The 25,989-nt window shown below is 67.6% G+C and carries 20 protein-coding genes; 10 read left to right on the top strand and 10 right to left on the bottom strand.

Annotated features, from left to right (window positions below; all coding sequences use genetic code 11):
* Positions 1 to 204 precede the first annotated feature (204 nt).
* From JL37_RS04855 to JL37_RS04865, 3 genes are read left to right on the top strand one after another with little or no spacing between them, the layout of a single operon-like run.
* Entirely contained in the window at positions 205 to 1,245 is a 1,041-nt protein-coding gene (locus JL37_RS04855; protein ID WP_043542429.1) for a branched-chain amino acid ABC transporter permease, read from the top strand.
* Positions 1,242 to 3,035, top strand: a complete 1,794-nt coding sequence (locus JL37_RS04860) for an ATP-binding cassette domain-containing protein (protein WP_043542430.1) — start codon at positions 1,242 to 1,244, stop codon at positions 3,033 to 3,035. Before JL37_RS04855 ends, JL37_RS04860 begins: the two co-directional genes overlap by 4 nt.
* The gene (locus JL37_RS04865; protein ID WP_043542431.1) at positions 3,036 to 3,773 is read left to right on the top strand and encodes an ABC transporter ATP-binding protein; all 738 of its coding nucleotides are present in this window, start codon (positions 3,036 to 3,038) and stop codon (positions 3,771 to 3,773) included.
* 245 nt (positions 3,774 to 4,018) lie between these two features.
* Here the strand turns inward: JL37_RS04865 and JL37_RS04870 are convergent, their stop codons facing one another.
* The gene (locus JL37_RS04870; RefSeq protein WP_043542432.1) at positions 4,019 to 4,954 is read right to left on the bottom strand and encodes a glycosyltransferase family 2 protein; all 936 of its coding nucleotides are present in this window, start codon (positions 4,952 to 4,954) and stop codon (positions 4,019 to 4,021) included.
* Positions 4,955 to 5,177: 223 nt separating this feature from the next.
* Between JL37_RS04870 and JL37_RS04875 the strand changes: the two genes are divergently transcribed.
* Positions 5,178 to 6,131: a LysR family transcriptional regulator gene (locus JL37_RS04875; protein WP_043542433.1), complete on the top strand. Its 954-nt coding sequence runs from the start codon at positions 5,178 to 5,180 to the stop codon at positions 6,129 to 6,131.
* A 342-nt stretch (positions 6,132 to 6,473) separates the two neighbouring features.
* Here JL37_RS04875 and JL37_RS30980 read toward each other — a convergent pair whose 3' ends face one another.
* The 4 genes from JL37_RS30980 to JL37_RS04890 all read right to left on the bottom strand — a co-directional run bounded on the left by JL37_RS30980 (position 6,474) and on the right by JL37_RS04890 (position 9,187).
* Positions 6,474 to 6,602 carry a hypothetical protein gene (locus JL37_RS30980; protein WP_006226408.1) on the bottom strand — a complete coding sequence of 43 codons (129 nt, stop codon included), beginning with the start codon at positions 6,600 to 6,602 and terminating at the stop codon, positions 6,474 to 6,476.
* Positions 6,603 to 6,811: 209 nt separating this feature from the next.
* On the bottom strand, positions 6,812 to 7,744 hold the full coding sequence (locus tag JL37_RS04880) for a sugar kinase (RefSeq protein ID WP_043542434.1): 933 nt from the start codon (positions 7,742 to 7,744) through the stop codon (positions 6,812 to 6,814).
* Positions 7,737 to 8,378: a bifunctional 4-hydroxy-2-oxoglutarate aldolase/2-dehydro-3-deoxy-phosphogluconate aldolase gene (locus JL37_RS04885; protein ID WP_043542435.1), complete on the bottom strand. Its 642-nt coding sequence runs from the start codon at positions 8,376 to 8,378 to the stop codon at positions 7,737 to 7,739. Before JL37_RS04885 ends, JL37_RS04880 begins: the two co-directional genes overlap by 8 nt.
* Before the next feature lie 23 nt (positions 8,379 to 8,401).
* Positions 8,402 to 9,187 carry an IclR family transcriptional regulator gene (locus JL37_RS04890; protein ID WP_052096866.1) on the bottom strand — a complete coding sequence of 262 codons (786 nt, stop codon included), beginning with the start codon at positions 9,185 to 9,187 and terminating at the stop codon, positions 8,402 to 8,404.
* 249 nt (positions 9,188 to 9,436) lie between these two features.
* Here JL37_RS04890 and uvrA point away from each other — a divergent pair, with 249 nt between their 5' ends.
* The 3 genes from uvrA (at position 9,437) to JL37_RS04905 (ending at position 17,037) form a co-directional block, all read left to right on the top strand.
* Positions 9,437 to 15,199: an excinuclease ABC subunit UvrA gene (gene uvrA / locus JL37_RS04895; protein ID WP_043542437.1), complete on the top strand. Its 5,763-nt coding sequence runs from the start codon at positions 9,437 to 9,439 to the stop codon at positions 15,197 to 15,199.
* A 5-nt stretch (positions 15,200 to 15,204) separates the two neighbouring features.
* Complete coding sequence (locus tag JL37_RS04900) at positions 15,205 to 16,341, top strand: aminodeoxychorismate synthase component I (RefSeq protein WP_043542438.1); 1,137 nt, start codon at positions 15,205 to 15,207, stop codon at positions 16,339 to 16,341.
* A gap of 63 nt (positions 16,342 to 16,404) precedes the next feature.
* Positions 16,405 to 17,037 (top strand): aminotransferase class IV family protein, encoded by a 633-nt coding sequence (locus tag JL37_RS04905; RefSeq protein ID WP_043542439.1) that lies wholly within the window; start codon positions 16,405 to 16,407, stop codon positions 17,035 to 17,037.
* A gap of 24 nt (positions 17,038 to 17,061) precedes the next feature.
* Here the strand turns inward: JL37_RS04905 and JL37_RS04910 are convergent, their stop codons facing one another.
* Positions 17,062 to 17,964, bottom strand: a complete 903-nt coding sequence (locus JL37_RS04910) for a LysR family transcriptional regulator (protein ID WP_043542440.1) — start codon at positions 17,962 to 17,964, stop codon at positions 17,062 to 17,064.
* 211 nt (positions 17,965 to 18,175) lie between these two features.
* On the opposite strand from JL37_RS04910, the gene JL37_RS04915 reads away from it, so the two are divergent.
* The 3 genes from JL37_RS04915 to JL37_RS04925 are packed head-to-tail and all read left to right on the top strand — an operon-like array spanning position 18,176 to position 20,238.
* Positions 18,176 to 19,435, top strand: coding sequence for an aromatic ring-hydroxylating dioxygenase subunit alpha (locus JL37_RS04915; protein ID WP_043542630.1), 1,260 nt, complete (start codon positions 18,176 to 18,178; stop codon positions 19,433 to 19,435).
* Between the two features lie 2 nt (positions 19,436 to 19,437).
* Positions 19,438 to 19,911 (top strand): nuclear transport factor 2 family protein, encoded by a 474-nt coding sequence (locus JL37_RS04920; RefSeq protein WP_043542441.1) that lies wholly within the window; start codon positions 19,438 to 19,440, stop codon positions 19,909 to 19,911.
* Between the two features lie 15 nt (positions 19,912 to 19,926).
* Positions 19,927 to 20,238, top strand: a complete 312-nt coding sequence (locus JL37_RS04925) for a non-heme iron oxygenase ferredoxin subunit (protein WP_043542442.1) — start codon at positions 19,927 to 19,929, stop codon at positions 20,236 to 20,238.
* A 26-nt stretch (positions 20,239 to 20,264) separates the two neighbouring features.
* Here JL37_RS04925 and JL37_RS04930 read toward each other — a convergent pair whose 3' ends face one another.
* The 4 genes from JL37_RS04930 to macA all read right to left on the bottom strand — a co-directional run bounded on the left by JL37_RS04930 (position 20,265) and on the right by macA (position 25,952).
* Positions 20,265 to 21,107 carry a ThiF family adenylyltransferase gene (locus JL37_RS04930; RefSeq protein WP_043542443.1) on the bottom strand — a complete coding sequence of 281 codons (843 nt, stop codon included), beginning with the start codon at positions 21,105 to 21,107 and terminating at the stop codon, positions 20,265 to 20,267.
* A 264-nt stretch (positions 21,108 to 21,371) separates the two neighbouring features.
* Positions 21,372 to 22,799 carry an efflux transporter outer membrane subunit gene (locus JL37_RS04935; RefSeq protein WP_052096868.1) on the bottom strand — a complete coding sequence of 476 codons (1,428 nt, stop codon included), beginning with the start codon at positions 22,797 to 22,799 and terminating at the stop codon, positions 21,372 to 21,374.
* Positions 22,800 to 22,804: 5 nt separating this feature from the next.
* Positions 22,805 to 24,763 (bottom strand): MacB family efflux pump subunit, encoded by a 1,959-nt coding sequence (locus JL37_RS04940; protein WP_043542444.1) that lies wholly within the window; start codon positions 24,761 to 24,763, stop codon positions 22,805 to 22,807.
* A 1-nt stretch (position 24,764) separates the two neighbouring features.
* A complete protein-coding gene (macA, locus tag JL37_RS04945; RefSeq protein WP_043542445.1) occupies positions 24,765 to 25,952 on the bottom strand; it encodes a macrolide transporter subunit MacA in 1,188 nt (395 codons plus the stop codon).
* Positions 25,953 to 25,989: the final 37 nt, after the last annotated feature.

Consider the following 25,989-nt stretch of genomic DNA (forward strand, 5'->3'; position numbering starts at 1 on the left):
TGCGCGCTTCCCCCCCAGGGGGGCATGCCTGCGGACCGGCAGAGCCCGGATCCGCAAGGTGGCCCCCCCCGAAGCGCTGCGCGCTTTCCCCCAGGGGGGCATGCCAGCGGACCGGCAAAGCCGGCTCCGCGGCATCCCGATGGGGAGGCGCTCACGCGGAGATGAGGTATCTGCCATGTTTGTCTGTTCTATCCGGAAGTTCCGATGAATGCTCAGATTGCCCTGATCCTTGGGCAGGACGGCATCACCAACGGCGCCATCTATGCGCTGCTGGCCTTGTCCATCCTGCTTGTGTTTACCGTTACCCGCGTATTGTTCATCCCCCAGGGAGAATTCGTAGCGTTCGGCGCGCTCACCATGGCCGCGCTCCAGGCCGGCAAGCCGGTCATGCTGGTGTGGCTGCTGTTCGCCTTCGCGGTGGCCGAAGCCGCCGCCGACCTGATGGCCCGCCGCAAGCGGCCGGGCCGCAATCGTGGCCTCGGACGCATGGCCGCCAAGCTGGCCTATCCACTGATCCTCGCGGCGCTGTTCTACAAGCTGCCGCTCGCCCAGTTGCCGATAGCGGCACAAGCGCTGCTGACGCTGCTGCTGGTCGTGCCGATGGGACCGCAGCTGTATCGCCTGTTCTACCAGCCCATCGCCTCCGCCTCCACGCTGGTGCTGCTGATCGTATCCATCGCCGTGCACCTGGCGCTGGTCGGGCTCGGGCTGCTCGCCTTCGGCGCAGAAGGCGCCCGCACCGCGCCATTCAGCGACGCCAGCCTCACGCTGGGGCCGCTCAATGTGAATAGCCAGGCGCTGTGGGTCGTCGCGGTGTCCGCGCTGCTCATCATCGTGCTCTACCAGTTCTTCGAACGCTCCATGTACGGCAAGGCGCTGCGCGCCGCGGCCTTCAACCGGCTGGGCGCCCGGCTGATGGGCATCTCGCCGATCTTCGCCGGCAAGGCCACCTTTTTCCTGGCCGCACTGATCGGCACGGTATCGGGCATTCTCATCGCCCCGATCACCACCATGTACTTCGATTCCGGTTTCATGGTCAGCCTGAAGGGCTTCGTGGGCGCCATCATCGGCGGCCTGGTGAGCTATCCGCTGGCCGCGGCCGGCGCCATCCTGGTCGGCCTGATCGAGGCCTTTTCCTCGTTCTGGGCCAGCGCCTATAAAGAAATCATCGTGTTCACGCTGATCATCCCCGTATTGCTCTGGCGCTCGCTTAAAAGCCATCACGTCGAGGAGGAAGACGAATGAATCCTCGCCATATCCTCCTCGCATTCCTGGCGCTGCTGGCGCTGGCCCCGCTAGCCCTGCCGCCCTTCTACGTCACGCTGCTGAACTACATCGGTCTGTACGCCATGGTGGCGCTGGGCCTGGTGCTGCTGACCGGAGTGGGCGGGCTTACGAGCTTCGGCCAGGCGGCCTTCGTGGGCGTGGGCGCCTACACGACTGCGCTGCTCACCACCCGCGCCGACACCCTGCCGTCCTGGCTGGCGTGGCTGGGCGCATCGCCCTGGTTGACCTTGCTTGCCGGGCTGGCCCTGACCCTGGCGATCGCCTATCTGCTGGGCGCGATCACCCTGAAGCTCTCCGGCCACTTCCTGCCGCTGGGCACCATTGCCTGGGGCCTGTCGCTGTACTTCGTCTTCGGCTCGGTCGAAGGCCTGGGCGGCCACACCGGCATTCCGGACATTCCTCCCATCAACCTCTTCGGCTGGCCGCTGACGCAGGGCGACAGCATCTACTACCTGATCTGGGCCTTCCTGCTGGTGGCCGTGTGGTCCACCCAGAACCTGCTGGATTCGCGCGAGGGCCGGGCCATCCGCGCGCTCAAGGGCGGCCGCGTGATGGCGGAGTCCATGGGCGTGGACACGGCGCGCTCGCGCATGGTGATCTTCATCATCGCGGCCCTGCAGGCCTGCGCCTCGGGCTGGCTTTATGCGCACATGCAGCGCTTCGTGAATCCCAACCCCTTCGGCCTGCAGATGGGCATCGAATACCTGTTCATGACCGTCATCGGCGGCGCCGGGCAGGTCTGGGGCGCGCTGGTCGGCGCGGGCGTGTTCACTGTGCTCAAGCAATGGCTGCAGGACTGGATGCCCAGACTGCTGGGCCAGACCGGCAATTTCGAGGTCATCGTCTTCGGTTTCGGCATGGTGCTGCTGCTGCACCGCGCCCGCAGCGGCCTGTGGCCGGTGCTGACGCGCTGCGTTCCGCTGAAGAAGCAGGCGCGCAGGCTGGACATGGACGCCGAACCGCTGCCCCGCAAGCCCATGCCGCCCCGCGGCGAAGTGGTGCTGAAGGCCGTGGACGTGACGCGCAAGTTCGGCGGCCTGGTCGCCAACAATGCGATGAACCTGGAAATCCGCGCGGGCGAGATCCTGGCCCTCATCGGTCCCAACGGCGCCGGCAAGAGCACGATGTTCAACCAGATTTCCGGCGTGGACACGCCGACCTCGGGCCAGGTCACGCTGCTGGGCCGGTCAGTGGCGGGCGCCGGGGCGCGCGCCATCGCCCGGCTCGGCCTGTCGCGCACTTTCCAGCACGTGCGCCTGCTGGGCCGCATGAGCGTGCTGGAAAACGTGGCGATCGGCGCCCACCTGCGCGGCCACCGCGGCGTGATGCCGGCCGCGTGGCGGCTGGATCGCGCGGAAGAGGCGCGCCTGCTGGCCGAAGCCGCCCGGCAGGTGGAGCGCGTCGGCCTGGGCAAGCATCTGCACGACGAAGCCGGATCGCTCGCCCTGGGCCAGCAGCGCATCCTGGAGATCGCGCGCGCGCTCGCCTCCGACCCGTGCATCCTGCTGCTCGACGAGCCTGCCGCAGGGCTGCGCTACCAGGAAAAGCGCGAGCTGGCGGACCTGCTGAAAATGCTGCGCGCCGAAGGCATGGCGATCCTGCTGGTCGAACATGACATGGATTTCGTGATGGGGCTCGTGGACCGCGTCGTGGTCATGGATTTCGGCGAGAAGATCGCCGAAGGCCTGCCCGCCGAAATCCAGAACAACCCCGCGGTGCTTGAAGCCTATCTGGGCGGAGTGGAATAGATGAGCGCGAAACTGCTGGAAGTGCGCGATCTGCGCGTCGCCTACGACAAGGTCGAAGCCGTCTCTGGCGTCAGCATCGCGGTGGGAGAAGGCCAGATCGTTACCGTGATCGGCCCGAACGGCGCGGGCAAGACGACGCTGCTGTCGGCCATCATGGGCGTGCTGCCGTCCAGCGGCGAGATCGTCTTTGGCGGCAAGCGGCAAGAGCACGCCGAAATCGAAGAGATGGTGGCCGCCGGGATGAATCTGGTGCCCGAGAAGCGCGAACTCTTCGCGGAGATGACGGTCGAGGACAACCTGATGCTGGGCGCGTTCCACCGTTACCGCAACGGCATGCGCGACCAGGATGCGACGCTGGCGGAAGTCTACGAGCTGTTTCCGCGTCTCAAGGAGCGCCGCGCCCAGTTGTCCGGCACGCTGTCCGGCGGCGAGCGCCAGATGCTGGCGGTGGGCCGCGCGCTGATGGCCAAGCCCCGGCTGTTGATGCTGGACGAACCCAGCCTGGGCCTGGCGCCCCGCATCGTGCGCGAGGTTTTCCGCATCGTGGCGCGCTTGCGGGAAATGGGCGTGTCCATCCTGCTGATCGAGCAGAACGCCCGCGCCGCGCTGCAGGTGGCCGATTACGCCTACGTGCTGGAAACGGGCGCCGTCACGCTGGAAGGCCCCGCCGCACAGGTCGCGGCGGACCCGCGCGTGGTCGAGGTGTACCTGGGGCTGGGGCATGGCGCGAGCGCGTAGGGCGCCTGGCTTCGTGTCTGACACCCGTACGGGATGGTGCCGCGAATCTGGGACGGTCTTGCCGGGTGTCTGACACTTTTTTAGATTTAGCTGGTGTCAGACACCCCGGGGAGGTTGTTTTTGCCTGGTACGCCGTCTCGTAGGGGTGTCAGACACGCAGGGTATTAATTTAGCTGGTGTCAGACACCGGTGAGGTTGTCTTTGCCTGGCAGGCCGTCTCGTAGGGGTGTCAGACACGCAGGGTATTAAGCTACGCCGCGCCTTCTGTCGCGGCGGTACAGCGCATAGCCTAGCGGCCACATCGCCGCCACCATGAATTTGGCCACGGGATTGGTCAGCCGGTAGGCCTGGACCGCCGTGGGCACGCCGGAATGCTTCAGGTGCAGGCGGAATCGCGTGTAGCGCGCGGCGGCCATGATGAATTCGCGTGGCCGGTAGCGGAAGAATTCGAGGTGATGCTGCAGCATGTCCCAGGCCAGCAGGTAGAGACCCTGGGCGTTGTTGGCGGCGGATACCGCGCCCTGGCTCAAGCTGCCGGGCGTATCGTGATAGGTGCGCACGACGCGGTTGATGAAGCGGCTCAGGTAGCCGGCGCGCGCGATCGCCCACCACACCAGGCTTTCGGGCACGAAACCCGCCACGTCTTCGGGAAAGGGATAGGTCCTGAGGATGTCGGTGCGCATGCAGCCGAACTTCTCGCCCTTGATGCGGTAGCGAAAATAGACGTCCACGGCCGTGCTGTCGAACACGTCCTGCGGATACGAGTCTCCCACGATGCTGCCGTCGGGGCGCGCGCACAGGCCGGTGACGGCAACGTAGGATTCCCGCCGCGCCGGCGGAATGCTGTCCCAGGCTTCCTTGAAGATGGCCAGCGCGTCGGGCGGCATCTCGTCGTCGCTGTCGAGCCCGACGATCAGCTTGCCGCGCGCTTCGCGCACGCCGCGGTTGAACGCCGTTTTCTTGTGCTGATTGTTCTGCCAGAAATAACGGATAGGAAAATCGGCGCGAGCCTGCCAGCCCAGGATGGATTCGTGGGTGTTGTCGGTGGATCCATCGTCCACTACGACCCATTCGAAACCCCGGAAAGTCTGCCGGGAAAGAGACTCGTATACCCTGTGCAGCGTGCCCGCCCGATTGTAGGTGGGCGTCAGTACGGTAAAAAATGTTGGCGTGTCGGTCATGCCCACTGTGCCCCTTTGCGATTCCTCATGCAACCGCTGCGGTCTTGGTCTTTATGTATTCGCCTGAAGTTTAGGGGATATGCCCGCGCGTACAGACGCCGCGGCATTCGAATTTGCAATCAAATCTGACAAAACTCGATTTAATCCCGATCATTCGGGCGGCGCCGGCTTTGGGCGGCGCACGCGAGTGGCGTAAACTCGGGCGGCCAAATTCGGAATGCCTATGGAAGCTTCGACCGTCCAGCTCAATGACATTGCCCTGTTCGTGGAGGTTGCCAAGCGCAAGAGCTTCAGCCTGGCGGCGCGCGCGCTGAACATGCCCACGTCGACTTTGTCGCGCCGCATCAACGAGCTGGAACGCGCCATCGGCCTGCGGCTGATCAATCGCAATACGCGCCGGCTGGACCTCACCGAAGCCGGCGCGGCCTACATGAGCCGCTGCCAGGGCCTGATCGACGAAGCCCGCCTGGCGCACGAGCAGCTGCAAATGCTGTCGGGCGGCCCCTCCGGCAATCTGCGCGTATCCATGCCGTACAGCCTGGCGATGTGGCTGTTGCCCGAAACCATCAACGACTTCACGGAACGCTACCCGGAAGTGGAGTGCGAGTTCGACCTGAGCATGATGACGGCATCCGACGCGCAGGGCACGCCCTTCGACGTGGTGCTGCGCTTTGGCCGCGATACGTCCCATCCGCAAGCCGCCGTGGAAACCGGCAACGGCGTTGCACACAGTGGCGCCGTGGTGCAGGAGCTGGTGTCCCTCGACAATTACCTGTATGCGTCCGACCGCTACCTGGCCCTGCACGGCGAACCCAAGACGCCCGCCGACCTGACGCAGCACCAGTGCCTGCGCACTACGATCGACGAGGCGCATTCGTACTGGACGCTGAACCGGGGCGCGGTCAGCGAACGCGTGCCCGTCACCGGCCACCTGGCGGCCAACAACATGAGCATTGCAGGCACCCTGGCGGGCCTGGACCTGGCGATTACGCGCATGCCGCACTGCCAGGCGCTGGACCCCATCATCAAGCGCAATTCGCTCAAGCGGGTGCTGCCCGGCTGGTCGGTGGACCCGATCTCGATCTACGTGGTGTACCCTTCGAGCATCCAGCCGGCCAAGACCCGGGCCTTCATGGATTTCATCCTGCCCAAGCTGGGCCCGCCGCAGGACGAGTGAAGCGCGAGGGTTTTGCGGCAACACAGAGAAAGGGCCCCCACGCTGCACCCGCCCTGCGGGTTTGCTGCCCCCCAAGGGGGCGTTTTTGTCTTGGGACGGCCCGGCGACAAAAAATGCCCCCACGCTGCACCCGCCCTGCGGGTTTGCTGCCCCCCAGGGGGGCGTTTTTGTCTTGGGACGGCCCGGCGACAAAAAATGCCCCCACGCCGCATCCGCCCTGCGGGTTTGCTGCCCCCAAGGTTTTTTTGCCTTGGGACGGCCCAAGACAAAAAAACCCGCTCGGCGCGAGCCGGCGGGTTTTTCTCAGACCGGGGCCGAAGCGCGCTTCGGCCCGGCGCGTGATTAGACGCGCTTGATCTTTTCGAGCATCTTGAAAACGCCCTTGGGCGACTTGACGAACAAGCGCTTGAAAGCCTTGCCCAGGCAACGGCGTTCCAGGGTGTTGCGACGCACGCGTTTGCGTTCGGCCATGTTTATTCTCCTGATGAAATTGTGCGGAAAAGGCGAGCCCGCACAACCGGGTACTGGGCTGGCGGAAAATTCGGGTAACTTGGCATTTTAGCCTGAAACCGGCCTCGAACGCCAATAGCGGAAAATCGAGCGCCTCGCCCTCTGGCACGGCGGGCGGCCTGAAAATCGGGACAGGCTCGGCCCGCCATGTGCCGGCAGGCACCCGAGGCTCAGCCGGAGATGTCCTTCAGCCGCTCCCGGACCTGCTCGGCGCGCGGCAGCGGATCGACCGCGCCATAGCCCAGGGTGGAAAGCGCCGCGGCAGCGTTGGCGTAGCGCACGGCGTCCTCCCAGGAGTCTCCCTGGCAGCGGCGCGCCAGCAGGCTGCCGGCGAAGCAATCGCCCGCTCCGGTCGCGTCCACGGCCTGCACCCGCAGGGCAGGCATCGGAACGCGCTTGCCGCCGTCATCGATGATGGAACCGTCCTTGCCCAGCTTGAGCACCACGACGCCCGTGGCGCCGCCATCGCGGATCCAATCCAGCGTGCGCTCCGGATCGTCGTTGCCGGTCAGGTGCTGCATGTCGTCCATGCTGGGCAGGAACAGGTCGGCCGCGCGCATGGTTTCACGCAGGATGGCGCGGGCGCGGTCGACCGGCCAGAGCCGCAGGCGCAGGTTCGAATCCAGGCTGACCTGGGCGCCGGCTACCCGCGCCCGCTCGATGGCGGCAAAGACCGTGTCGCAGGCGCTGGTGCTGATCGCCAGGCTGATGCCCGACACATGCAGGAAATGGGCGCGCTCGATCAGGCCCGATTCCAGGCAGGCCGGCGTCATCAGGCTGGCGGCCGAGCCGCGGCGCAAGTAGCTGAAGGCGTGCCCATCCGGCCCATGCTGCACGAAGTACAGGCCGGTATGCGCCTCGTCGTCCACCTGCACGCCCGAGGTATCCACCCCCTCGGCCTGCCAGAGGTCCAGGAACTGCCTGCCGAAAGCGTCGTTGCCCACGCGGGTCAGGTAGGCGCAGCGCGCGCCCTGCCGCGCCGCGGCGATGACGGCGTTGGAGGTGTCGCCGCCAAAGCCCTGCAGGTATTGCCGCTGGCCCTTGTGCGTCTGGTTCAGTTCGACCAGGGGCTCGCCCAGGGCGACTATATCGAAATCAGCCATGGGCGGCCTCGCGTGTACGGACGATCTGCGCCACCAGTGCGGCGGTGTCGCGGGCGGCGAAGGCCGCCTTGTCATAGAGATTGCTGCCTATGCCCACCAGCGCCGCGCCCGCGGCGAAATACGCGCCCATATTGTCCTGGGTCACCCCGCCGGTGGGGCACAGGAGGACGTCCGGGTAGACGGACTTGATCGCGGCCAGATGCTTGGGGCCGCCCGTGTCTGCCGGGAATATCTTCACGACATCCGCCCCGGCGCGGCGCGCCGCCAGGACCTCGGTGGGCGTGAAGGCGCCCAGCAGGCACAGCGCGTCGGCCGCGTGCGCCATGTCGACGATCTCGGTGGCCAGCGCGGGCGACACGAGGAAGTCGGCGCCCGCGACGAGCGCCTCGCGCGCCTGGTGCTCGTCCAGCACCGTGCCCACGCCCAGCTGCAGCGCGCTGCCGTGCTTGTCGCGCAAGGCGCGCAGCAGGTCGGTGACGCCCGGGATGGTCCAGGTCAGCTCCAGCGTGGCGCACCCGGCGGCCACGGCGACTTCGGCCGCGTACGCGGCGGTGGCCGCGTCCGTGTACCGCAATACGGGCACGACCCGGGCGGCCATCAGGGCGGCAAGCTTGGAGGCAAGGGGAGCGGTCATGGAATTCCTTTGGGAACTGACGGTCAGGCGCCGCCGGGAGCAACGGGCAGCATGGCAAGTTTGGCCGCGGCGGCGTCGCGCAGCCGCAGCAGGGGTTCGATATAGGCGGCTTGCGGATCCTCGCGCCGCCGGAACAGCAAAGTGCTGACGCTGACGCCGGCGACCGGCCGGCCGGCCGCATCGCACAGCGCCACCCCGTAGCAGACGATGCCGGCTTCGTTTTCCTCGTAGTCGGTGGCGTAGCCGCGCCTGGCGGTTTCGTCCAGCTGGGCCCGCAGGGCAGGCAGGCTGGTCACCGTGCCGGGCATGCGCGCGGCCAGCGGCAAGCCGCGCAGCAGGCGCTCGCGCGAGGCCTCGTCCAGCGCCGCCAGGTAGGCCTTGCCGACCGCGCTGGAATGCAGCGCCACGGACGCCCCCACGCGCGACGCCATGCGCACCGGGCCGGGGCTTTCCAGCTTGTCAATGTAGGTCATCTCGCGCCCGGCGGGAACCGCCAGGTGCACCGTTTCGCCGGTTTCGTCGCGCAGGGCCCGCAGCTCGGCGGCCAGCTCGGCGCGCAGGTCGAACTGCGACCAGGCCCTGCTGGCCAGGGACATCAGCCTCGGCCCCAGGCGGTAGGCGCCGGCCGTTTCGGCCAGCATGCCCTGCTCGGCCAGCGCCGCCACGATCCGGTACACGGTGGGCCGGGGATAGCCGCAACTGCGCGCCAGCGCCGCCGCGCTGGGCGGCTGCGGCGCGTCTGCCACCGCCTGCAGCACCGTCATGAACTTGGCGAACGCCGCCGCGCCCGCGACCTTGGTTTCCAGCAAAGGGGTCTCCAGTCTCCAACCCAGGGCCGGCTCGCCATACCGCTGCGGACAGCAGAAAGTTCAAGCCGGACAGCGCGAATTTCGGACGAATCTGCGATACTGTTTATTTGTACAGCTAGTGAACCTGTTATTGTCCATATATTGGACAACAGCCTCACGATATAGGCAATTATTCCATATCGCCGCGCTCGGAACCAGCGACAGGCCGTCGCTCGGGCAGGCCTCTTCCCTCAGGCTACGATACCGTCCATGAGCTCTCAAATTCGCATCGTTGGCGCCCGCCAGAACAATCTCAAGAACCTGGACCTGACCATCGCCACCGGTGAACTGGTCGTCGTGACCGGCGTATCGGGGTCCGGCAAGAGTTCGCTGGCCTTCGACACCCTGTACGCCGAGGGGCAGCGCCGGTACGTGGAAACCTTCTCGCCCTATGCGCGCCAGTTCCTGGACCGCATGGACAAGCCCCAGGTGGACCGCATCGAGGGCATACTGCCCGCCATCGCCATCGACCAGACCAATCCGGTGCGCAGCTCGCGCAGCACGGTCGGCACGATGACCGAACTGAACGACCACCTGAAACTGCTGTTCGCTCGCGGCGCCCGGCTGTATTGCCGCGGCTGCGGCAAGGTGGTGCGGCGCGACACGCCGGACTCCATTCGCCATTCGCTGGCCGAACGCGCCGCGGCCGCCGGCGACCCGCGGCTGGTGGTGACCTTCCCCATTGCCGTCCCCGCCAACTTCACGGAGGAAGAGGTGCGCGGCTTCCTGGAGCAGCAGGGCTATACGCGCGTGCACGCCGAGGAAAACGCGGCGCCGCGCGCCGAGGCCCCGGCCAAGGGCGCCAAGAAGGCCAAGGGCGCGAAAGCCGCCGCCGAAGCGCGCCGCATCCTCCATGTGGTCCAGGACCGCTTCCGCTTCGCCGGCGCCGAGCGCGAACGCGTCATGGAAGCGCTGGACACCGCGCTGCGCATGGGCGGCGGCCACCTGGCCGTCTATGCCATGGACGCCGACGGCGGCAACGCCCATGTCTGGAAATACAGCGACCGCCTGCATTGCGCCGACTGCGATATCGAATACACCGACCCGCTGCCCAGCAGCTTCTCGTTCAATTCGCCGCTGGGCGCGTGCGAAGCCTGCCGCGGATTCGGCCGCGTGATCGGCATCGATTTCGGCCTGGTCATCCCGGACGAGAACAAGACCCTGCTGGAAGGCGCCATCAAGCCCTGGACGACCCCTTCCTACAAGGAATGCCAGGACGAGTTGCAGAAGTACGCGCCGAAGGCCGGCGTGCCGCTGGGCGTGCCCTGGAAGAAGATGAGCGAAGAGCACAAGCGCTGGGTGCTCTACGGCACCCCCGACTGGAAGGGCGGCAGCGATGCCTGGAAGCACCAGTGGTACGGGGTGCAGCGCTTCTTCGACTGGCTGGAAACCAAGGCCTACAAGATGCACGTGCGCGTGCTGCTGTCGAAGTACCGCAGCTATACGCCCTGCCCCACCTGCAACGGCGCGCGGCTCAAGCCCGACGCGCTGCTCTGGCGCCTGGGCACCAAGGAAGAGGCCGACACGGTGCTGCCGCCGGAAGACGGCCGCTACAAGCGCTTCATGCCCGTGGGCGCCAACTGGAGCCGCGAGCAGCTGAACGGGCTGGGCGGCCTGTCCATCCATGACGTGATGCTGCTGCCCATCGAGCGGGTGCGGCTGTTCTTCGACACGCTGTCCTTCTCCGGCGCGCTGGACGCCGCCACCGACCTGCTCATGACCGAGGTCCGCGCGCGCCTCAAGTTCCTGTGCGACGTGGGCCTGGGCTACCTGACGCTGGACCGCCAGAGCCGCACGCTGTCGGGCGGCGAAGTGCAGCGCATCAACCTGACCACGGCGCTGGGCACCTCGCTGGTGAATACGCTGTTCGTGCTGGACGAGCCCTCCATCGGCCTGCACCCGCGCGACATGCACCGCGTCGTCGAAGTCATGCACCGGCTGCGCAACGCCGGCAACACGCTGGTGGTGGTGGAGCACGATCCGCAGGTCATGGTGGCCGCGGACCGCATCATCGACATCGGCCCCGGCCCCGGCGAGCGCGGCGGCCGTATCGTGTTCGACGGCTCTCCCGCCCAGCTGCGGGCCGCCCACACCCTGACCGGCGACTACCTCGGCGGACGCCAGCGGGTGGAAGCGCCGCGGCCCATGCCCGTGGCCGCCAACACGCCGCGCCTGCTGCTGGAAGGCGTCAGCGCGCACAATCTGAAGAACGTCTCGGTCGAGCTGCCGCTGGGCCGGCTGGTCTGCGTGACTGGCGTTTCGGGTTCGGGCAAGTCCACGCTGGTCCAGGATGTCCTGTATCCCGCCCTGCTGAAGCAAAAGGGCAAGCCCTCCGAAGCGCCCGGCGCCTTCGAGCGCCTGCTGGGCGCCGAGCAGATCGCCGACGTGGTCATGGTGGACCAGACCCCCATCGGCAAGACCACCCGCTCCAACCCGGCCAGCTACGTGGGCGCGTTCGACGCCATCCGCAAGCTGTTCGCCCAGGCCCCGCTCGCGCGCGAACGCGCCTATACGGCGGGCACCTTCAGCTTCAACGGCGGCGACGGCCGCTGCCCGACCTGCGGCGGCACGGGTTTCGAACACGTGGAAATGCAGTTCCTGTCGGACGTCTACCTGCGCTGCCCCGATTGCGACGGCAAGCGCTTCCGCCCCGAAGTGCTGGAAGTGCGCGTCGAGCACCTGGGCAAGAGCGCCTCGATCGACGAGGTGCTGGAAATGACCGTGAGCGAGGCGCTGGACTTCTTCAAGGGCCTGCGCGACGTGCAGACCGGCCTGGCGCCGCTGGCCGACGTGGGCCTGGAGTACGTGCGGCTGGGCCAGCCCGTGCCCACGCTGTCGGGCGGCGAGGCGCAGCGCCTGAAGCTGGCGGGCCACCTGGCCGAAGCCGCGCGCAGCGGCATCTCCACCGCCAAGGTCGCCAAGAAGGGCAGCCTGTTCCTGTTCGACGAACCCACCACCGGCCTGCACTTCGACGACGTGGCGCGCCTGATGCGCGCCTTCCGCAAGTTGCTGGCCGCGGGCCATACCCTGCTCGTCATCGAACACAACCTGGATGTCATCCGCGCGGCCGACTGGCTGATCGACCTGGGCCCCGAAGGCGGCGACGCCGGGGGCCAGGTCGTCGGCATAGGCACGCCGCAGGACCTGATGGACAACCCGCAGTCGCACACGGGCGCGGCCCTGCGCGACTACGACGTCAGCATCCTGCCCGCGGACGTGGTCGTGACCAGCGACGCCGATGCCCAGGAAGTGGAACAGGCCGGCCTGACCGCCCGCATCGCCGAGCCCGGCGCGGCCTACGGGGCCGGGATGGGCACGCCGCTGCAATCCCTGGTGCGCGCGCGCCGCCAGGACAACATGGCGATCGAGATCCGCAACGCCCGCGAGCACAACCTGAAGAACGTCAGCGTGGAGATCCCCCGCGACAAGTTCACCGTCATCACCGGCGTGTCGGGCTCGGGCAAGTCCACGCTGGCCTTCGACATCCTGTTCAACGAAGGCCAGCGCCGCTACCTGGAATCGCTCAACGCCTACGCGCGCGCCATCGTGCAGCCGGCCGGCAAGCCGGACGTGGACGCCATCTTCGGCATCCCGCCCACCGTCGCCATCGAGCAGCGCACCAGCCGCGGGGGCCGCAAGTCCACCGTGGCCACGATGACGGAAATCCACCATTTCCTGCGCCTGCTGTACGTCAAGCTGGGCACGCAGTACTGCCCCGACTGCAACGTCGCGGTCGAGCCCCAGAACACCGACCAGATCGTGGCGCGGCTGTTGCGCGAGCACAAGGGCGAGCACATCGGCCTGCTGTCTCCGCTGGTCACCGCGCGCAAGGGCTACTACACGGACCTGGCCAAGTGGGCCGGATCCAAGGGCCATACGCACCTGCGCGTGGACGGCGAATTCATCCCCGTCGCGCCCTGGCCGCGCCTGGACCGCTACAAGGAACACACGATCGAGTTGCCGGTGGCCGACGTGGTCGTGGATCCGGCAAACGAAGCCGAGCTGCGCGCGGCGGTCAAGAGCGCGCTGGAAAACGGCCAGGGCGTCATGTCCGTCGTCTGGCCGGTGAACAAGCTGCATGAAGCGCTGAACAGCGAATTGCAGCAGCAGCATTTCTCGGTCAAACGGGCCTGCCCGTCCTGCGGCACCAGCTTCCCCGAACCCGATCCGCGCCTGTTCTCGTACAACTCCAAGCATGGCTGGTGCACGGGCTGCTTCGGCACCGGCCTGCAATTGCAGGGCTTCGACGAAGAACAGACCGGCGAGGAAACCGCCTGGAACGCCTGGTACGAAGGCGAGGCCAAGGTCTGCTCCGTCTGCGACGGCCAGCGCCTGAACCGCGTGGCGCGGGCCGTGCGCTGGCGCGACAAATCGATCGCCGAACTCGCCTCGCTCCCGGTGTCGGACGCCCACACCTTCTTCACGGGTCTGGTCGCGCGCGGCCGCGAAGGCGAGATCGCCCGCGACATCCTCGCCGAGATCCGCGGACGCCTGAACTTCATGCAGGAAGTGGGCTTGAACTACCTGGCGCTGGACCGCGCCGCGCCCACGCTTTCCGGCGGCGAGGCGCAGCGCATCCGCCTGGCCGCGCAACTGGGCTCCAACCTGCAGGGCGTGTGCTACGTGCTCGACGAACCCACCATCGGCCTGCACCCGCGCGACAACCGCATCCTGCTGGACGCGCTGGCGCGCCTGGAGGGCAACGGCAACACTCTGGTGGTGGTGGAGCACGACGACGACACCATCCGCCGCGCCTCGCACATCATCGACATCGGCCCCGGAGCGGGCATCCGCGGGGGCCGCGTGGTGGCGCAAGGCACCGCGCAGGACCTCGTCGACGCGCCCGAGTCCGTCACTGGACGCTACCTGGCCAAGCCGCTGACGCACCCCTTGCAGGGCCGCCGGGCGGTAGAGGCCGACACGCCCATGATCGAGATCAGGGGCGCCCGCCTGCACAACCTGCGCAGCGTGGACGCCAAGATTCCGGTCGGCCGCCTGAGCGTGGTGACCGGCGTGTCCGGTTCCGGCAAATCCACCCTGGCGCGCGAAGTGCTGCTGGACAACCTGATGCAGGCGGTCTCGAAAGGCAAGGCGCCCGGCTGGGCGGGCTGCGAGGGCATCACGGGCTGGGAAGCCATCGACCGCGTCCTGGAAGTAGACCAGACGCCCATCGGCAAGACGCCGCGTTCGTGCCCCGCCACCTACGTGGGCTTCTGGGACGACGTGCGCAAGCAGTTCGCCGATACCCGCGAGGCGCGCATGCGCGGCTGGACGGCGGCGCGCTTCTCGTTCAATACCGGCGACGGCCGCTGCCCGATCTGCGAAGGCCAGGGCATGCGCACCATCGAAATGAACTTCCTGCCGGACGTCAAGGTGCCCTGCGACGCCTGCAACGGCGCGCGCTTCAACAGCGACACGCTCAGCGTGCAGATGCGCGGCAAGAATGCCGGCGAACTGCTGGCCATGGAAGTCGACGACGCCATCGGCTACTTCGCGGCCCATCCCAAGATCCACCGCCCCCTGCAGTTGATGCAGGACGTGGGCCTGGGCTACCTGACCCTGGGCCAGCCCTCGCCCACCCTGTCCGGCGGCGAAGCCCAGCGCATCAAGCTGGTGACCGAGCTGTCCAAGGCCAGGCTGACGGACGGCCTGATCAAGACCGGCCGCGCCTCGCGCATACCCCATACGCTGTACGTGCTGGACGAGCCCACCGTGGGCCTGTCCATGGCCGACGTGGAGAAGCTGATCCACGTGCTGCACCGCCTGGTGGAAGCCGGCAACACGGTGGTGGTGATCGAGCACAATCTCGACGTGATCGCCGAGGCCGACTGGCTGCTGGACCTGGGCCCCGAAGGCGGCACGGGCGGCGGGAAACTGGTGGCCGAGGGGTCGCCCGAACATGTCATGACCCTTAGCGACCATTCCCACACGGGGCGGGTCCTGAAGGAATTCCTGGCGCATCAACAGCAGTAGGAAGCATGGAATGTCGTTTTGAAGACCGGCTGGCCGGCAGCGCGCTTCGATTGGAGGGCTTCCGCTCTCGGATCGAGGCGCGCTCGGCCGCCGGGATCGCCCCCGCGCTGGCCGCCATCGAGGCGGCGCGGCGGCAGGGGCGATGGGTGGCGCTCCTGCTGGACTACGAGCTGGGCGAATGGCTGTTGCCGGAAGCGGCGCTGGCGCCGCCCACCGGTCCCTGGCGGCCTCCGTCCGGCGGCGGCGATCCGCGCCTGACCGCGCTGGTATTCGAGCGCAAGGTGGACGAGGCGCCCTGGGACGCGCCGGACGCCGGCAGCGCCCCGGCGGCCATCAGCCTGCCCGCCCCTCGCTTGACCGAACCGGATTACGTGCGGCAGATCGACGCGATCCGCTCGCTGATCGGCGACGGCGAGCTGTACCAGGTGAATTTCACCCAGCCCCTGGACCTTCGGTACCAGGGCGATCCCGCCACGCTGTACCGGCGCATCGCGGCCCGCAATCCGGTGGCGCATGGCGCCTACATCCAGGACGAAGCGCGCACGGTGCTGTCCTTTTCACCCGAGCTGTTCGTGCGCCGCGACGGCCCTCGCCTGATCACCCGTCCCATGAAGGGAACGGCCCCGCGCCACGCCGACCCTGCCGAAGACGAGCGCCTGGGCCAGGCGCTGCTGGCCAGCGAGAAGAACCGCGCCGAAAACCTGATGATCGTCGACCTGCTGCGCAACGATCTCGGCCGGCTGGCGGAGCCGGGCTCGGTCCAGGTGGATGCCCTGTTCTCGCTGGAGCGCTACCCCACGGTCTGGACCATGACGTCCACGGTGTCTGCGCTGGCGCCCCGCGCCAGCCTGGAGGACGTGCTGCGCGCGCTGTTCCCCTGCGGCTCCATTACCGGGGCCCCCAAGGTCGCGGCCATGCGCCGGATCCGCCAGATGGAGGCCGCGCCGCGCGGCCTGTATTGCGGCAGCATCGGCTGGCTGGCGCCGGACGGCGATTTTTCGCTGAACGTCGCGATCCGCACCCTGGTCCTGGACGCGTCCGGCCACGGCGTCTACAGCGTGGGCGGCGGCATCGTGCATGATTCCGACCCGGCGGAAGAATGGCAGGAATGCCACTGGAAGGCCCGGATTTTGCGGGCCTGAGGCCCCCAGGCAGAGGCCGCGGTAGTAGGATAGAGCGCGCATCCACGCGCCATGGAGAGTCCCATGCAACCCGAACTGATCGAGACCATCCTGGTGGATGCCGAGCGACGCGTGCCGCTCCTTTCCCGCCACCTGAAGCGCCTGGAAGCGTCCTGCAAGGCCCTGGGTTACGGCTGGGGCGGGCGGGCGGTGGAAGCCGACATCATGGTCGCCGCGCTGGGCCTGGCGACGCCGGGGCCGCATCGCCTGCGCCTGCTGGTGGCGCGCGACGGCAGCCGCAGCATCCAGACCGCTTCCCTGCCCTCCCTGGCCCCGAAGCAGGAAGCCATGCTGGCGCCCGAAACGCTGCGCTCGTCCGAGCCGCTGCTGCGCTACAAGACCACCTACCGGCCCTGGTACACCAAGACGATCGAATGGCTGCCCTCGCATCCGCACATCTTCGACCTGCTCTACCTGAACGAGCGCGGCGAGCTTTGCGAAGGCAGCCGCAGCAACGTCTACCTGCGCATGGATGGCGACTGGTACACGCCGCCCGTGGACAGCGGCTGCCTGCCGGGCGTGCAGCGTGCAGAACTGCTTGATACCGGCCGCGTCGAGGAGCGCGTCCTGACCCTGGCCGACCTGCACGCCGCCGAGGAAATCCGCCTGTCCAATGCGCTGCGCGGCTGGTTCCCCGTGACGCTGCACGCGAGCTGAGGCCGCTCCCGGGCACCGTCCGGCTCAATCCGCGAACTCGTCCACCACCACCTGGCGCAGCCATTGATTGGCGGGCTCGCGGTGGTTGCGGGCGTGCCAGAACACATTGATCACCGACTCCGGTATCTTCACAGGACAGGCCGCGGCGGCCAGGCCGAACGGCCCGCTGGCGCAGTCGGCGAAGCGCCGCGGCACCACGGCGATCATGTCGGTGGCGGCAAGCACCGGCCCCACCGCCATGAAATGCGGCACCGTCAGGCGCACGCGCCGCCGGATGCCGGCCTGCCCGATCACTTCGTCCACCACGCCATGGCCGGTTCCTTCCGACACGATGGCCACGTGCTCCGCCGCGCGGAACTGCCTGGCCGACACGCCGGTGCGCGCCAGCGGATGGTTCCGCCGGAAGATGCAGACATAGGGCTGGCGGAACAGCAGCCGCTGGAAGAAACCGCTCTTCAAGCCGGGCAGGAAGCCCATGGCCAGATCGATCCGGCCACGTTCCATTTCGTCCTTCACGTCGATCGAGGTCGTGCGCACCGTGCGCACGGTGACGCCCGGCGCCGCGCGCTCCAGGGCGCGCATCAACCGGGGCAGGAAGTAGGTCTCGCCCACGTCGTTCACGCCGATCACGAATGCGCGCTCGCTGTGCGCGGGGTCGAACGCCGCGCGGGCGTTCAGCGTGCTGTGCAGAGCGTCCAGCGCATCGGCGATCGGCCGCGCCAGCCCCTCGGCGTAGGGCGTGGGCACCATGCCGCGCGAGGTCCGCAGGAACAGCTCGTCGCCCAGGAGCTTGCGCAACCGGCCCAGCGCATTGCTGACGCCGGGCTGCGAAATCCCCAGGCTCTCCGCCACGGCCGATACCCGCCCGTGCTTCCTCAATTCATTGAAGACGACCAGCAGGTTCAGGTCCACGTCTTGCAGGTTCATGCGCTTGTCTCCACCAATATTCATTTTGGTGATTTATCTCATTGATCAGATTCTATTTATTTATTTCACGCCCTGCCCGATCATGCGGAAAAACGCCCGCGCCCATGCCGCGCAGGCTCTGCCCGGCCGCCTCGCGGCCAGCCGAACCAAGGAGACCCGCAATGCATCCCAGCACGAGCCTCGTGGCCGCGCCCTGTACCAGGGGCACGCCATGAACGCCCCCCAAGCCCCCCTCGAATTCGTGCCGCCCTGGCAAGGGGACGGTTCCCACCGCATCCCGTTCGGCGTCTATACGGACGCGGCCCTGCACCAGCGCGAGCTGGAGCGCTTCTTCTACCGCGGGCACTGGAGCTACGTGGGCCTGGAGGCGGAAATCCCGAATCCCGGCGACTTCAAGCGCACCGCCGTGGGCGAACGCTCCGTCATCCTGCTGCGGGACAACGACGGCCAGGTGCGCGTGGTGGAGAACGTGTGCGCCCACCGCGGCGTCCAGTTCTGCCGCGAACGCTCCGGCAACCGCAGCGAGTTCGTCTGCCCCTACCATCAGTGGAACTACGACCTGCAGGGCAACCTGATCGGCGTGCCCTTCCGCCGCGGCGTCAAGCAGGACGGCCGGGTCAACGGCGGCATGCCGCCCGACTTCAATCCCGAGGAGCATGGCCTGACCAAGCTGGCGGTGGCCTGCCGCAACGGCGTGGTCTTCGCCTCGTTCGACCACGACGTCGAGCCGCTGGAAGACTACCTGGGGCCGGACATCCTGCATTATTTCGACCGCGTCTTCGACGGACGCGAACTGGTGATCCACGGCTACAGCCGCCAGCGTATCCCGGGCAACTGGAAGCTGATGCAGGAGAACATCAAGGACCCATACCACCCGGGCCTGCTGCATACGTGGTTCGTCACCTTCGGCCTGTGGAGGGCGGACAACCGGTCGGAACTGAAGATGGACCGCCACTTCCGCCACGCCGCCATGATCTCCACCCGCGGCCAGGGCGGCAAGGGCAGCGTGACCAGCGGCGTATCCAGCTTCAAGGAGCAGATGTCGCTGAACGACGACCGCTTCCTGGACATCGTGCCGGAACCCTGGTGGAACGGCCCCACCGCCGTGCTGATGACGCTGTTCCCCAGCGTCATCATCCAGCAGCAGGTGAACTCCCTGTCCACCCGCCACATCCAGCCGGTGGGCCACGACGCCTTCGATTTCGTCTGGACGCATTTCGGCTTCGCCGATGACGCACCGGAAATGACGCGCCGCCGCCTGCGCCAGGCCAATCTGTTCGGCCCGGCGGGCTTCGTATCCGCCGACGACGGCGAGGTCATCGAGTTTTCGCAAGCGGGCTTCGAACAAAAGCCCTGGCACCGCAGCGTGGCGGAACTGGGAGGCAAGGCCGCCGAGAACACGGATCACATGGTGACCGAAACGCTGATCCGCGGCATGTACGCGTACTGGCGCCGGGTGATGGAGGCCTGACGATGCTGGACTTTCCCCTCTACTACCAACTGACCTGCCTGTACAACGACTACGCCGCCGCGCTGGACGCGGAGCAATGGGAAAACTGGCCCGACTTCTTCACGGAAGACTGCGTGTACAAGGTGCTGCCGCGCGAAAACCATGAACGCGGCTATCCCCTGGCGACCATGTCCTTCGAGAGCCGCGGCATGCTGAAAGACCGCATCTACGGCGCCACCGACACGATCTTCCACGACCCCTACTACCAGCGCCACGTCGTGGGCGCGCCGCGCGTGCTGTCGGTGCAGGGCGACCGCATCGAATCCGAAGCCAACTACGCCGTATTCCGCACCAAGCCCAGCCAGCTGACCACGGTGTTCAACGTGGGCCGCTACCTGGACGTGGTGCGCCGCGGCCCCGACGGCCTGAAGTTCGAATCGCGCCTATGCATCTTCGACAGCGAGCTCGTGCCGAATTCGCTCATCTACCCCATCTGACCAGGACACCTCACCATGAGCATGCAATGGATCAAGGCCATCGCGAGGGCCGACGTGCCGGAAGAAGACGTGATTGCCGTCGAGGCGGGCGGCCGTGAAATCGCGTTCTACGGCGTGGACGGCGAAGTCTACGCCACCGACAATCTCTGTACGCACGGCAATGCGCGGCTATGCGACGGCTTCCTGACCGGGCACGAAATCGAATGCCCGTTGCACCAGGGCCGCTTCGACGTGCGCGACGGCCGGGCGCTCTGTTCGCCGCTGCGCGACAACATCGCCACCTACCCCGTCAGGATCGAGGACGGCATGGTGTTCGTGGCGCTGTAGTAGCCAGGCCCGCCGCGGCCCTGCGCTCAGACGGCGAGGCGCAGCGCTTCGTTGGCCGCGGCCATGCCCATGGCCGCGGTGACGGTCACGACCGAACCGTATCCGGCGCAGGACAGCCCTTGCGGCGCCAGCACCTGGCCCGACGCGCCCATATCGTCCTCGCCTTCGGTGGCGCGGGTCCAGGCGTCCGGCAGGATGGCGGGCTGGTCGAACCACAAGGCATGGATGCCCATCTTCGGCACGCGCTTCAAGGCCTTGCCGTTCTGGTCGGAAGCGCGCGGAAACCCGTGCTCGCGCCGCAGCTTGTTGCGCAGCTTGGACAGCAGCGCGTCGTTCACCGCCGCCGACAGATCGCCCGCCCGCAAGGCCAGCGGATCCGTCTTGCCGCCCGCGCCGCCGCACAGCAGCATGGGCACGCCCTGCGCCCGCGCGTGCAGGATCATCGCGATCTTGGCGGCGGCCTGGTCGGTGCAATCGATGATGACGGAGTACGGGCCGGGCAGCACGTCGGCCACGTTTTCCGGCGACACGAAATCGTCCACCCGCGTGAGCCGGCATTCCGGATTGATGGCCAGCACGCGTTCGGCCATGGCGTCGACCTTGGATTGCCCGAGCGTGGACGTCAGCGCGTGGATCTGCCGGTTGACGTTGGATTCGGCGATGTGGTCCAGGTCGATGAGCGTCAAGGCGCCGACCCCGCAGCGCGCCAAGGCCTCCACGGTCCAGGACCCGACTCCTCCCAGGCCGGCGACCGCGACATGCGCGTTACGGAGGCGGGCGGGGGCTTCGGGGCCATACAGCCGCGACAGGCCGCCGAAGCGGCGGTCCAGGTCGGCGGGTTCCTGATGGTGAAGTTCTGGGGAGTTCATGGGAGGGTATTTTAGGGCAGGCGGTATGGGGGGATGAGGGCCCCACCGTTCAAGTGTCTGACACCCCAGTGTCTGACACCCAAGGAAGTGCCCTTCACGCGGCTCCAGCGCCCCGCGGGTGTCTGACACCCATCGATATGCGCTGGTGTCAGACACCCTATGGCGCGCCCATGCAACTTGACCGCCGTCTCCCCAGGGAGTCAGACACTATCCCGATATGCGCTGGGTGTCAGACACCGGCGGCTCTCCGACGCGACAAGCGCCTCAAGATCCCGCCGCCACACCGGCAAGCTCGTCCGCCGCATCATCCCCGCCAAGCGCCTGGTACACCGTTACCTGGTTCACCAGCCGGTTCAGCATGTTCTCGTCTCGCGCAATCTCGGCCGTGCGGCGCTTTTCCTGGGCGTCCAGCCAGTCCTTCAGCGGCACTGCGCCCGCCCGGTAGCGAACCTCGTACAGGCTTTCGGCCTGGCGGGCCGCCCGCAGCGACGCATCCAACTGCTCGGCCTGCAAACGCAGCTGAGTGCGGTTCGACAGGGCGTTTTCCACGTCGGCCATCGCCTGGTACAGCGACTGCCGGAAATTCACCACGCGCTCTTCGTAGTCCGCCTTGGATATCTTGATGTTGAGTTGCATCTGGTTCCATTGCAGGAACGGCAAGGTCAGCCCGGCGGCCAGCGATCCGACCGGGTTCTGCAGGATGTCGGACAGCGTCGGGCTGGCGCTGCCCAGGGCGCCCGTCAGGGTCAGGGGCGGATAGAAGCTGGCGCGGGTCGCGTCGACGTTGGCCAGGGATTCCCGCAGGCGCAGTTCAGAGGCACGCAGATCGGGGCGACGGCCCAGCAGTTCGGCCGGGACGCCGGCGCGCGCCTCGGGCAACGGATATTGCGGCAGGCGCGGCGGATCGGCCATGGTGCGCTCCGGCGGGCCGTCGAACAAAATGGCCAATGCGTTCGCGTACTCCACCCGCGCCTGCACCAGCAGCTCATGGGCGGCCTGCTGGCTGGCGACGGTCTGCTCGGCCTCGGCCATTTCCAGCGCCGACGCGCCCCCCGCCGCGTACTGGGCGCGTACCAGGTCCTGCGTCTTGCGCGCGTAGGCGATGCTCTCTTCGCTGCTCGCGATGCGCTGGTTGATGAAGGCAGTCTGCCAGTACAGCGTGGCGGTGGTGCCGACCAGCGACAACGCCGCGCTCTGGCGGTCCTGCTCGGTGGCCAGCGCCTCCCATTGCGCGGCATCGCGCTGGCGGGACAGCCTGCCCCACAGGTCCACTTCATAGCTGACGGTCAGCTCGGCCGCATTGTTCCGCGTGGTGAAGCGTTCGCCGCTGAGCGTGCGGGTGCGCGTCACGTTGGCGGTCCCGCCCAGCTGCGGGAACAGCTGGTCTTCGGACAGGCCGGCCTGGTACTGGGCCCGGCGCACCCGGATGGCGGCGGCGGCCAGGTCATTGTTGCGCGCCAGCGCGCCCTCGACCAGGCCATTGAGCACCGGGTCGCCGAAGTTGCGCCACCACGCCCCCCCTTCGACCAGCGCGCCGGCCTGGGCCGCAGAGACGGCCGGGCCATGGGACCAGGCCGCCGGCACCGAGGCCGCCGGCGTCTCGTAGTCGGAGCGCAGCAGGCCGCCGCAGCCGCCAAGCGCCAGCAGCAGCGTCAGCGCGGCGGGTTTGCAGATCAAGGAAACCGCTTTCATCGTCCTCATTCCCGGGCCAGTGCCTCGACGGGGTCCAGCCGCGCCGCATTGCGCGCCGGCAAATAGCCGAAGAGCACCCCGATCAGCGTCGAGCAGGTGAACGCGGCCACCATGGCCGCCGTGGAGTAGATCATTGTGAACGAACCGCCCGTGGCCTTGGACACGAGCACGCCCAGCCCCAGGGAAAGAATGATGCCGATCGCTCCGCCGATCAGGCACACCAGCACAGCCTCGATCAGGAACTGCTGCATGATGTCGCTGCGCCGCGCGCCCACCGCCATGCGCACGCCGATTTCGCGGGTGCGCTCGGTGACCGAGACCAGCATGATGTTCATGACGCCAATGCCGCCCACCATCAGCGAGATCAGCGCGATCATGGATACCAGGAGCGTCATCGTCGCCGTGGTGCGTTCGATGGTCTTGCGGATGGCATCCGTGTTGAAGACGAAGAAGTCCTTCACCACATGCCGGCGTGTCAGCAGGCGCACGATGGCCTGCTCCGCCGCGGCGGGCGGCGAGGCGTCGTTGACCCGCACCGTGATGCTCTTCAGGTGCTGCTGGCCCAGCACCCGCGACAGCGCCGTGGTGTAGGGGATCCATACGTTCAAGGTGTCCTTGCTGCCGAAGACGGAGTCCTTCTTCTGCGTCACCCCGATTACGCGCGCCGGCATGGAACCCAGGAACACCACCTGGCCGATGGGGTCGGTATGCGAACCGAACAGCGTCCGGCGGGTGCCGTCGTCGATCACCACTTCCTGGGCCCGGCGCGTCACGCTGGTTTCGTCGAAGAACTTGCCCTGCGCGAGCCTGATCGCGCGCACGCGGAAATACTGCTCGCCCACGCCCTGTATCACCCCGTTCACCGACACGTTGCGGTAGCGCAGCGTATTGCTGGTGGACACCTCGGGCGTGACGCTGTCCACATAGGATTCGCGCGCCAGCGCATCCGCATCCGCGGCCACCAGCGTGCGGATGTTGACGGCCTTCTCGTCGCCGAAGTCCTTGCCGGGAAATATCTCGACGGTATTGGTGCCGATTTCGCTGATGTCGTCCAGGATCTTGCGGCGCGAGCCCTCGCCCAGCGCAACCACGGACACCACCGCCGCGATGCCGATGATGATGCCCAGCATCGTCAGCGAGGTGCGCAGCCGGTGCGCGTTCATGGCAAGCAGCGCCATGCGCAGGGCTTCGCCGCAACGGTCCAGGTAGGCCTGCCAGGCGGGCCGCTGGGCCAGCCCCGGCGGCTCGTCCCTGGCGATCTCGCGCCGCGGGGCGTCTGGGTTGCGATGGTCGGAAACGATCTCGCCGTCGCTGATCTCGATGATGCGCTGGGCATGGCGCGCCACGTTCATATCGTGAGTCACGATGATGATGGTGTGCCCCGCTGCATTCAGCTCTTCCAGGATGCGCAGCACTTCCTGGCCGGTATGCGTGTCCAGCGCCCCGGTGGGTTCGTCGGCCAGGATGATGTCGCCGCCATTCATCAGCGCCCGCGCGATGCTCACGCGCTGCTGCTGGCCGCCGGAAAGCTGGCCGGGCCGGTGCCCGGATCTCTCGCCCAGCCCCAGCCTCTCCAGCAGCTCGCCGGCGCGCGTCAGGCGCGCCTCGCGCCGCTTGCCTGCGTAGACGGCCGGCACTTCGACGTTGCCCAGCGCAGTCAGGTCCGACAACAGGTGGTAGCGCTGGAAGATGAAGCCGAAATGCTCGCGACGCAGTTCGGCCAGCTCGTCCGGGTCCAGCTCGCCGGTGCTGCGCCCGTCCACCCGGTACTCGCCGCGGGTCGGCCGGTCCAGGCAGCCCAGGATGTTCATCAGCGTGGACTTGCCCGAGCCGGATGCGCCTACGATGGCCACCATTTCTCCCGCCTCGATGGCCAGGTCGATGTCCTTCAGGACGGCGATGGTCTGCTCGCCCGCCGGGAACTCGCGGCGCACGCCTGCCAGCGCGATGAGGGGCCCGCTCATCTCAGGCCCCCGGCGCCGGGACGGCCGGGGCGGCGTCGGCCGACACGACCCGCTCGCCCACCTCCAGCCCCTCCAGCACCTGCGCCTGGACGTTGTTGTTCATGCCGATCCTGACCTGCCGCTCTTCCGTCTTGTTGTCCTTCAGGACCACGCGCACGGCGTAGCGGCCGTCTTCGCCCCGCTTGCCCAGAGCCGAGGCCGGCACCACGACGGTGTCCTTGGCCTCGCCCAGCACGATGAAGACCTGCGCGGTCATCGAGATGCGCAGCTTCTCGTCGGGATTGGGCACGTCGAACAGGCCGTTGTAATAGACGGCCGCGGTGGTGGAACTGCCGGTGGAGGACGCGGTCAGCGAGGACGCCGCGTCGTCCTTCTGGATGGAATCCGGCGCGGGCTCCACCGCCCGCAGCTTGGCGTGATAGCGCTCGTCGGGCTCGCCCAGAATGGTGAAGTACACGGGCAGGCCGGGCTTCACGCGGGTCACGTCCGCCTCCGAGATCTGTGCCTTCACCGTCATGGTGTCGACCTGGGCCACCTTGATGATGGTGGGCGCGCTCTGGATCGAATTGACGGTCTGACCTTCCTTGGTGACCACCGCCACCACCACGCCGTCGATGGGCGATGCGATGCGGGTGTAGCCCAGGTTGACCTTGGCCGTGTCCACCTGGATCTCGGCCTGGGCGATCTGGGCGTCCAGCGACGCGATCTCCGCGCGGGTCACCCCCAGCGTGGCTTCCGCGGTCTCGTAGGCTTCGCGCGAACTGGCGTCCGCGGCCAGCATCTGGCGCTGGCGGCGGAAAGCCAGCTCGGCTTGCTTCAGCATGGCGACCTTGGCGGCCCGCTCCGCGCGGCGCGTCTGCAGGGCGGCCTCGGCGTTGCGCAAGTCGTTCTGCTGGGTCAGGTCGTCGATCTCGGCGACCAGCTGGCCCTTCTTGACCCGGTCGCCCAGCGCCACCTTCAGGGATTTCAGCTGGCCGGAAACCTGGGCGCCCACGCTCACGCGCTCGATGGCGTCGATGGTGCCGCTGGCCAGGACGCTGTCCTCGAGATCGGCGCGCGTGACCTCGGCCACGGCGAAAGTGGGCGGAGGCGGCGCCGAGAAAAAGGCGGCGCGCACGGCATAAACGACCAGGAGGAGCAGAACGGCTATCAGGGAATAGCGTTTGAACTTGCTGCGGGACTTTTTCATTGAACCTGCCGAATGGGGCGCGGGGATCCGCTCCCGC

Origin of the sequence: Achromobacter sp. RTa, assembly GCF_000757485.1 — a bacterium.
In the GTDB taxonomy this organism is placed as follows: Bacteria; Pseudomonadota; Gammaproteobacteria; order Burkholderiales; family Burkholderiaceae_B; genus Achromobacter.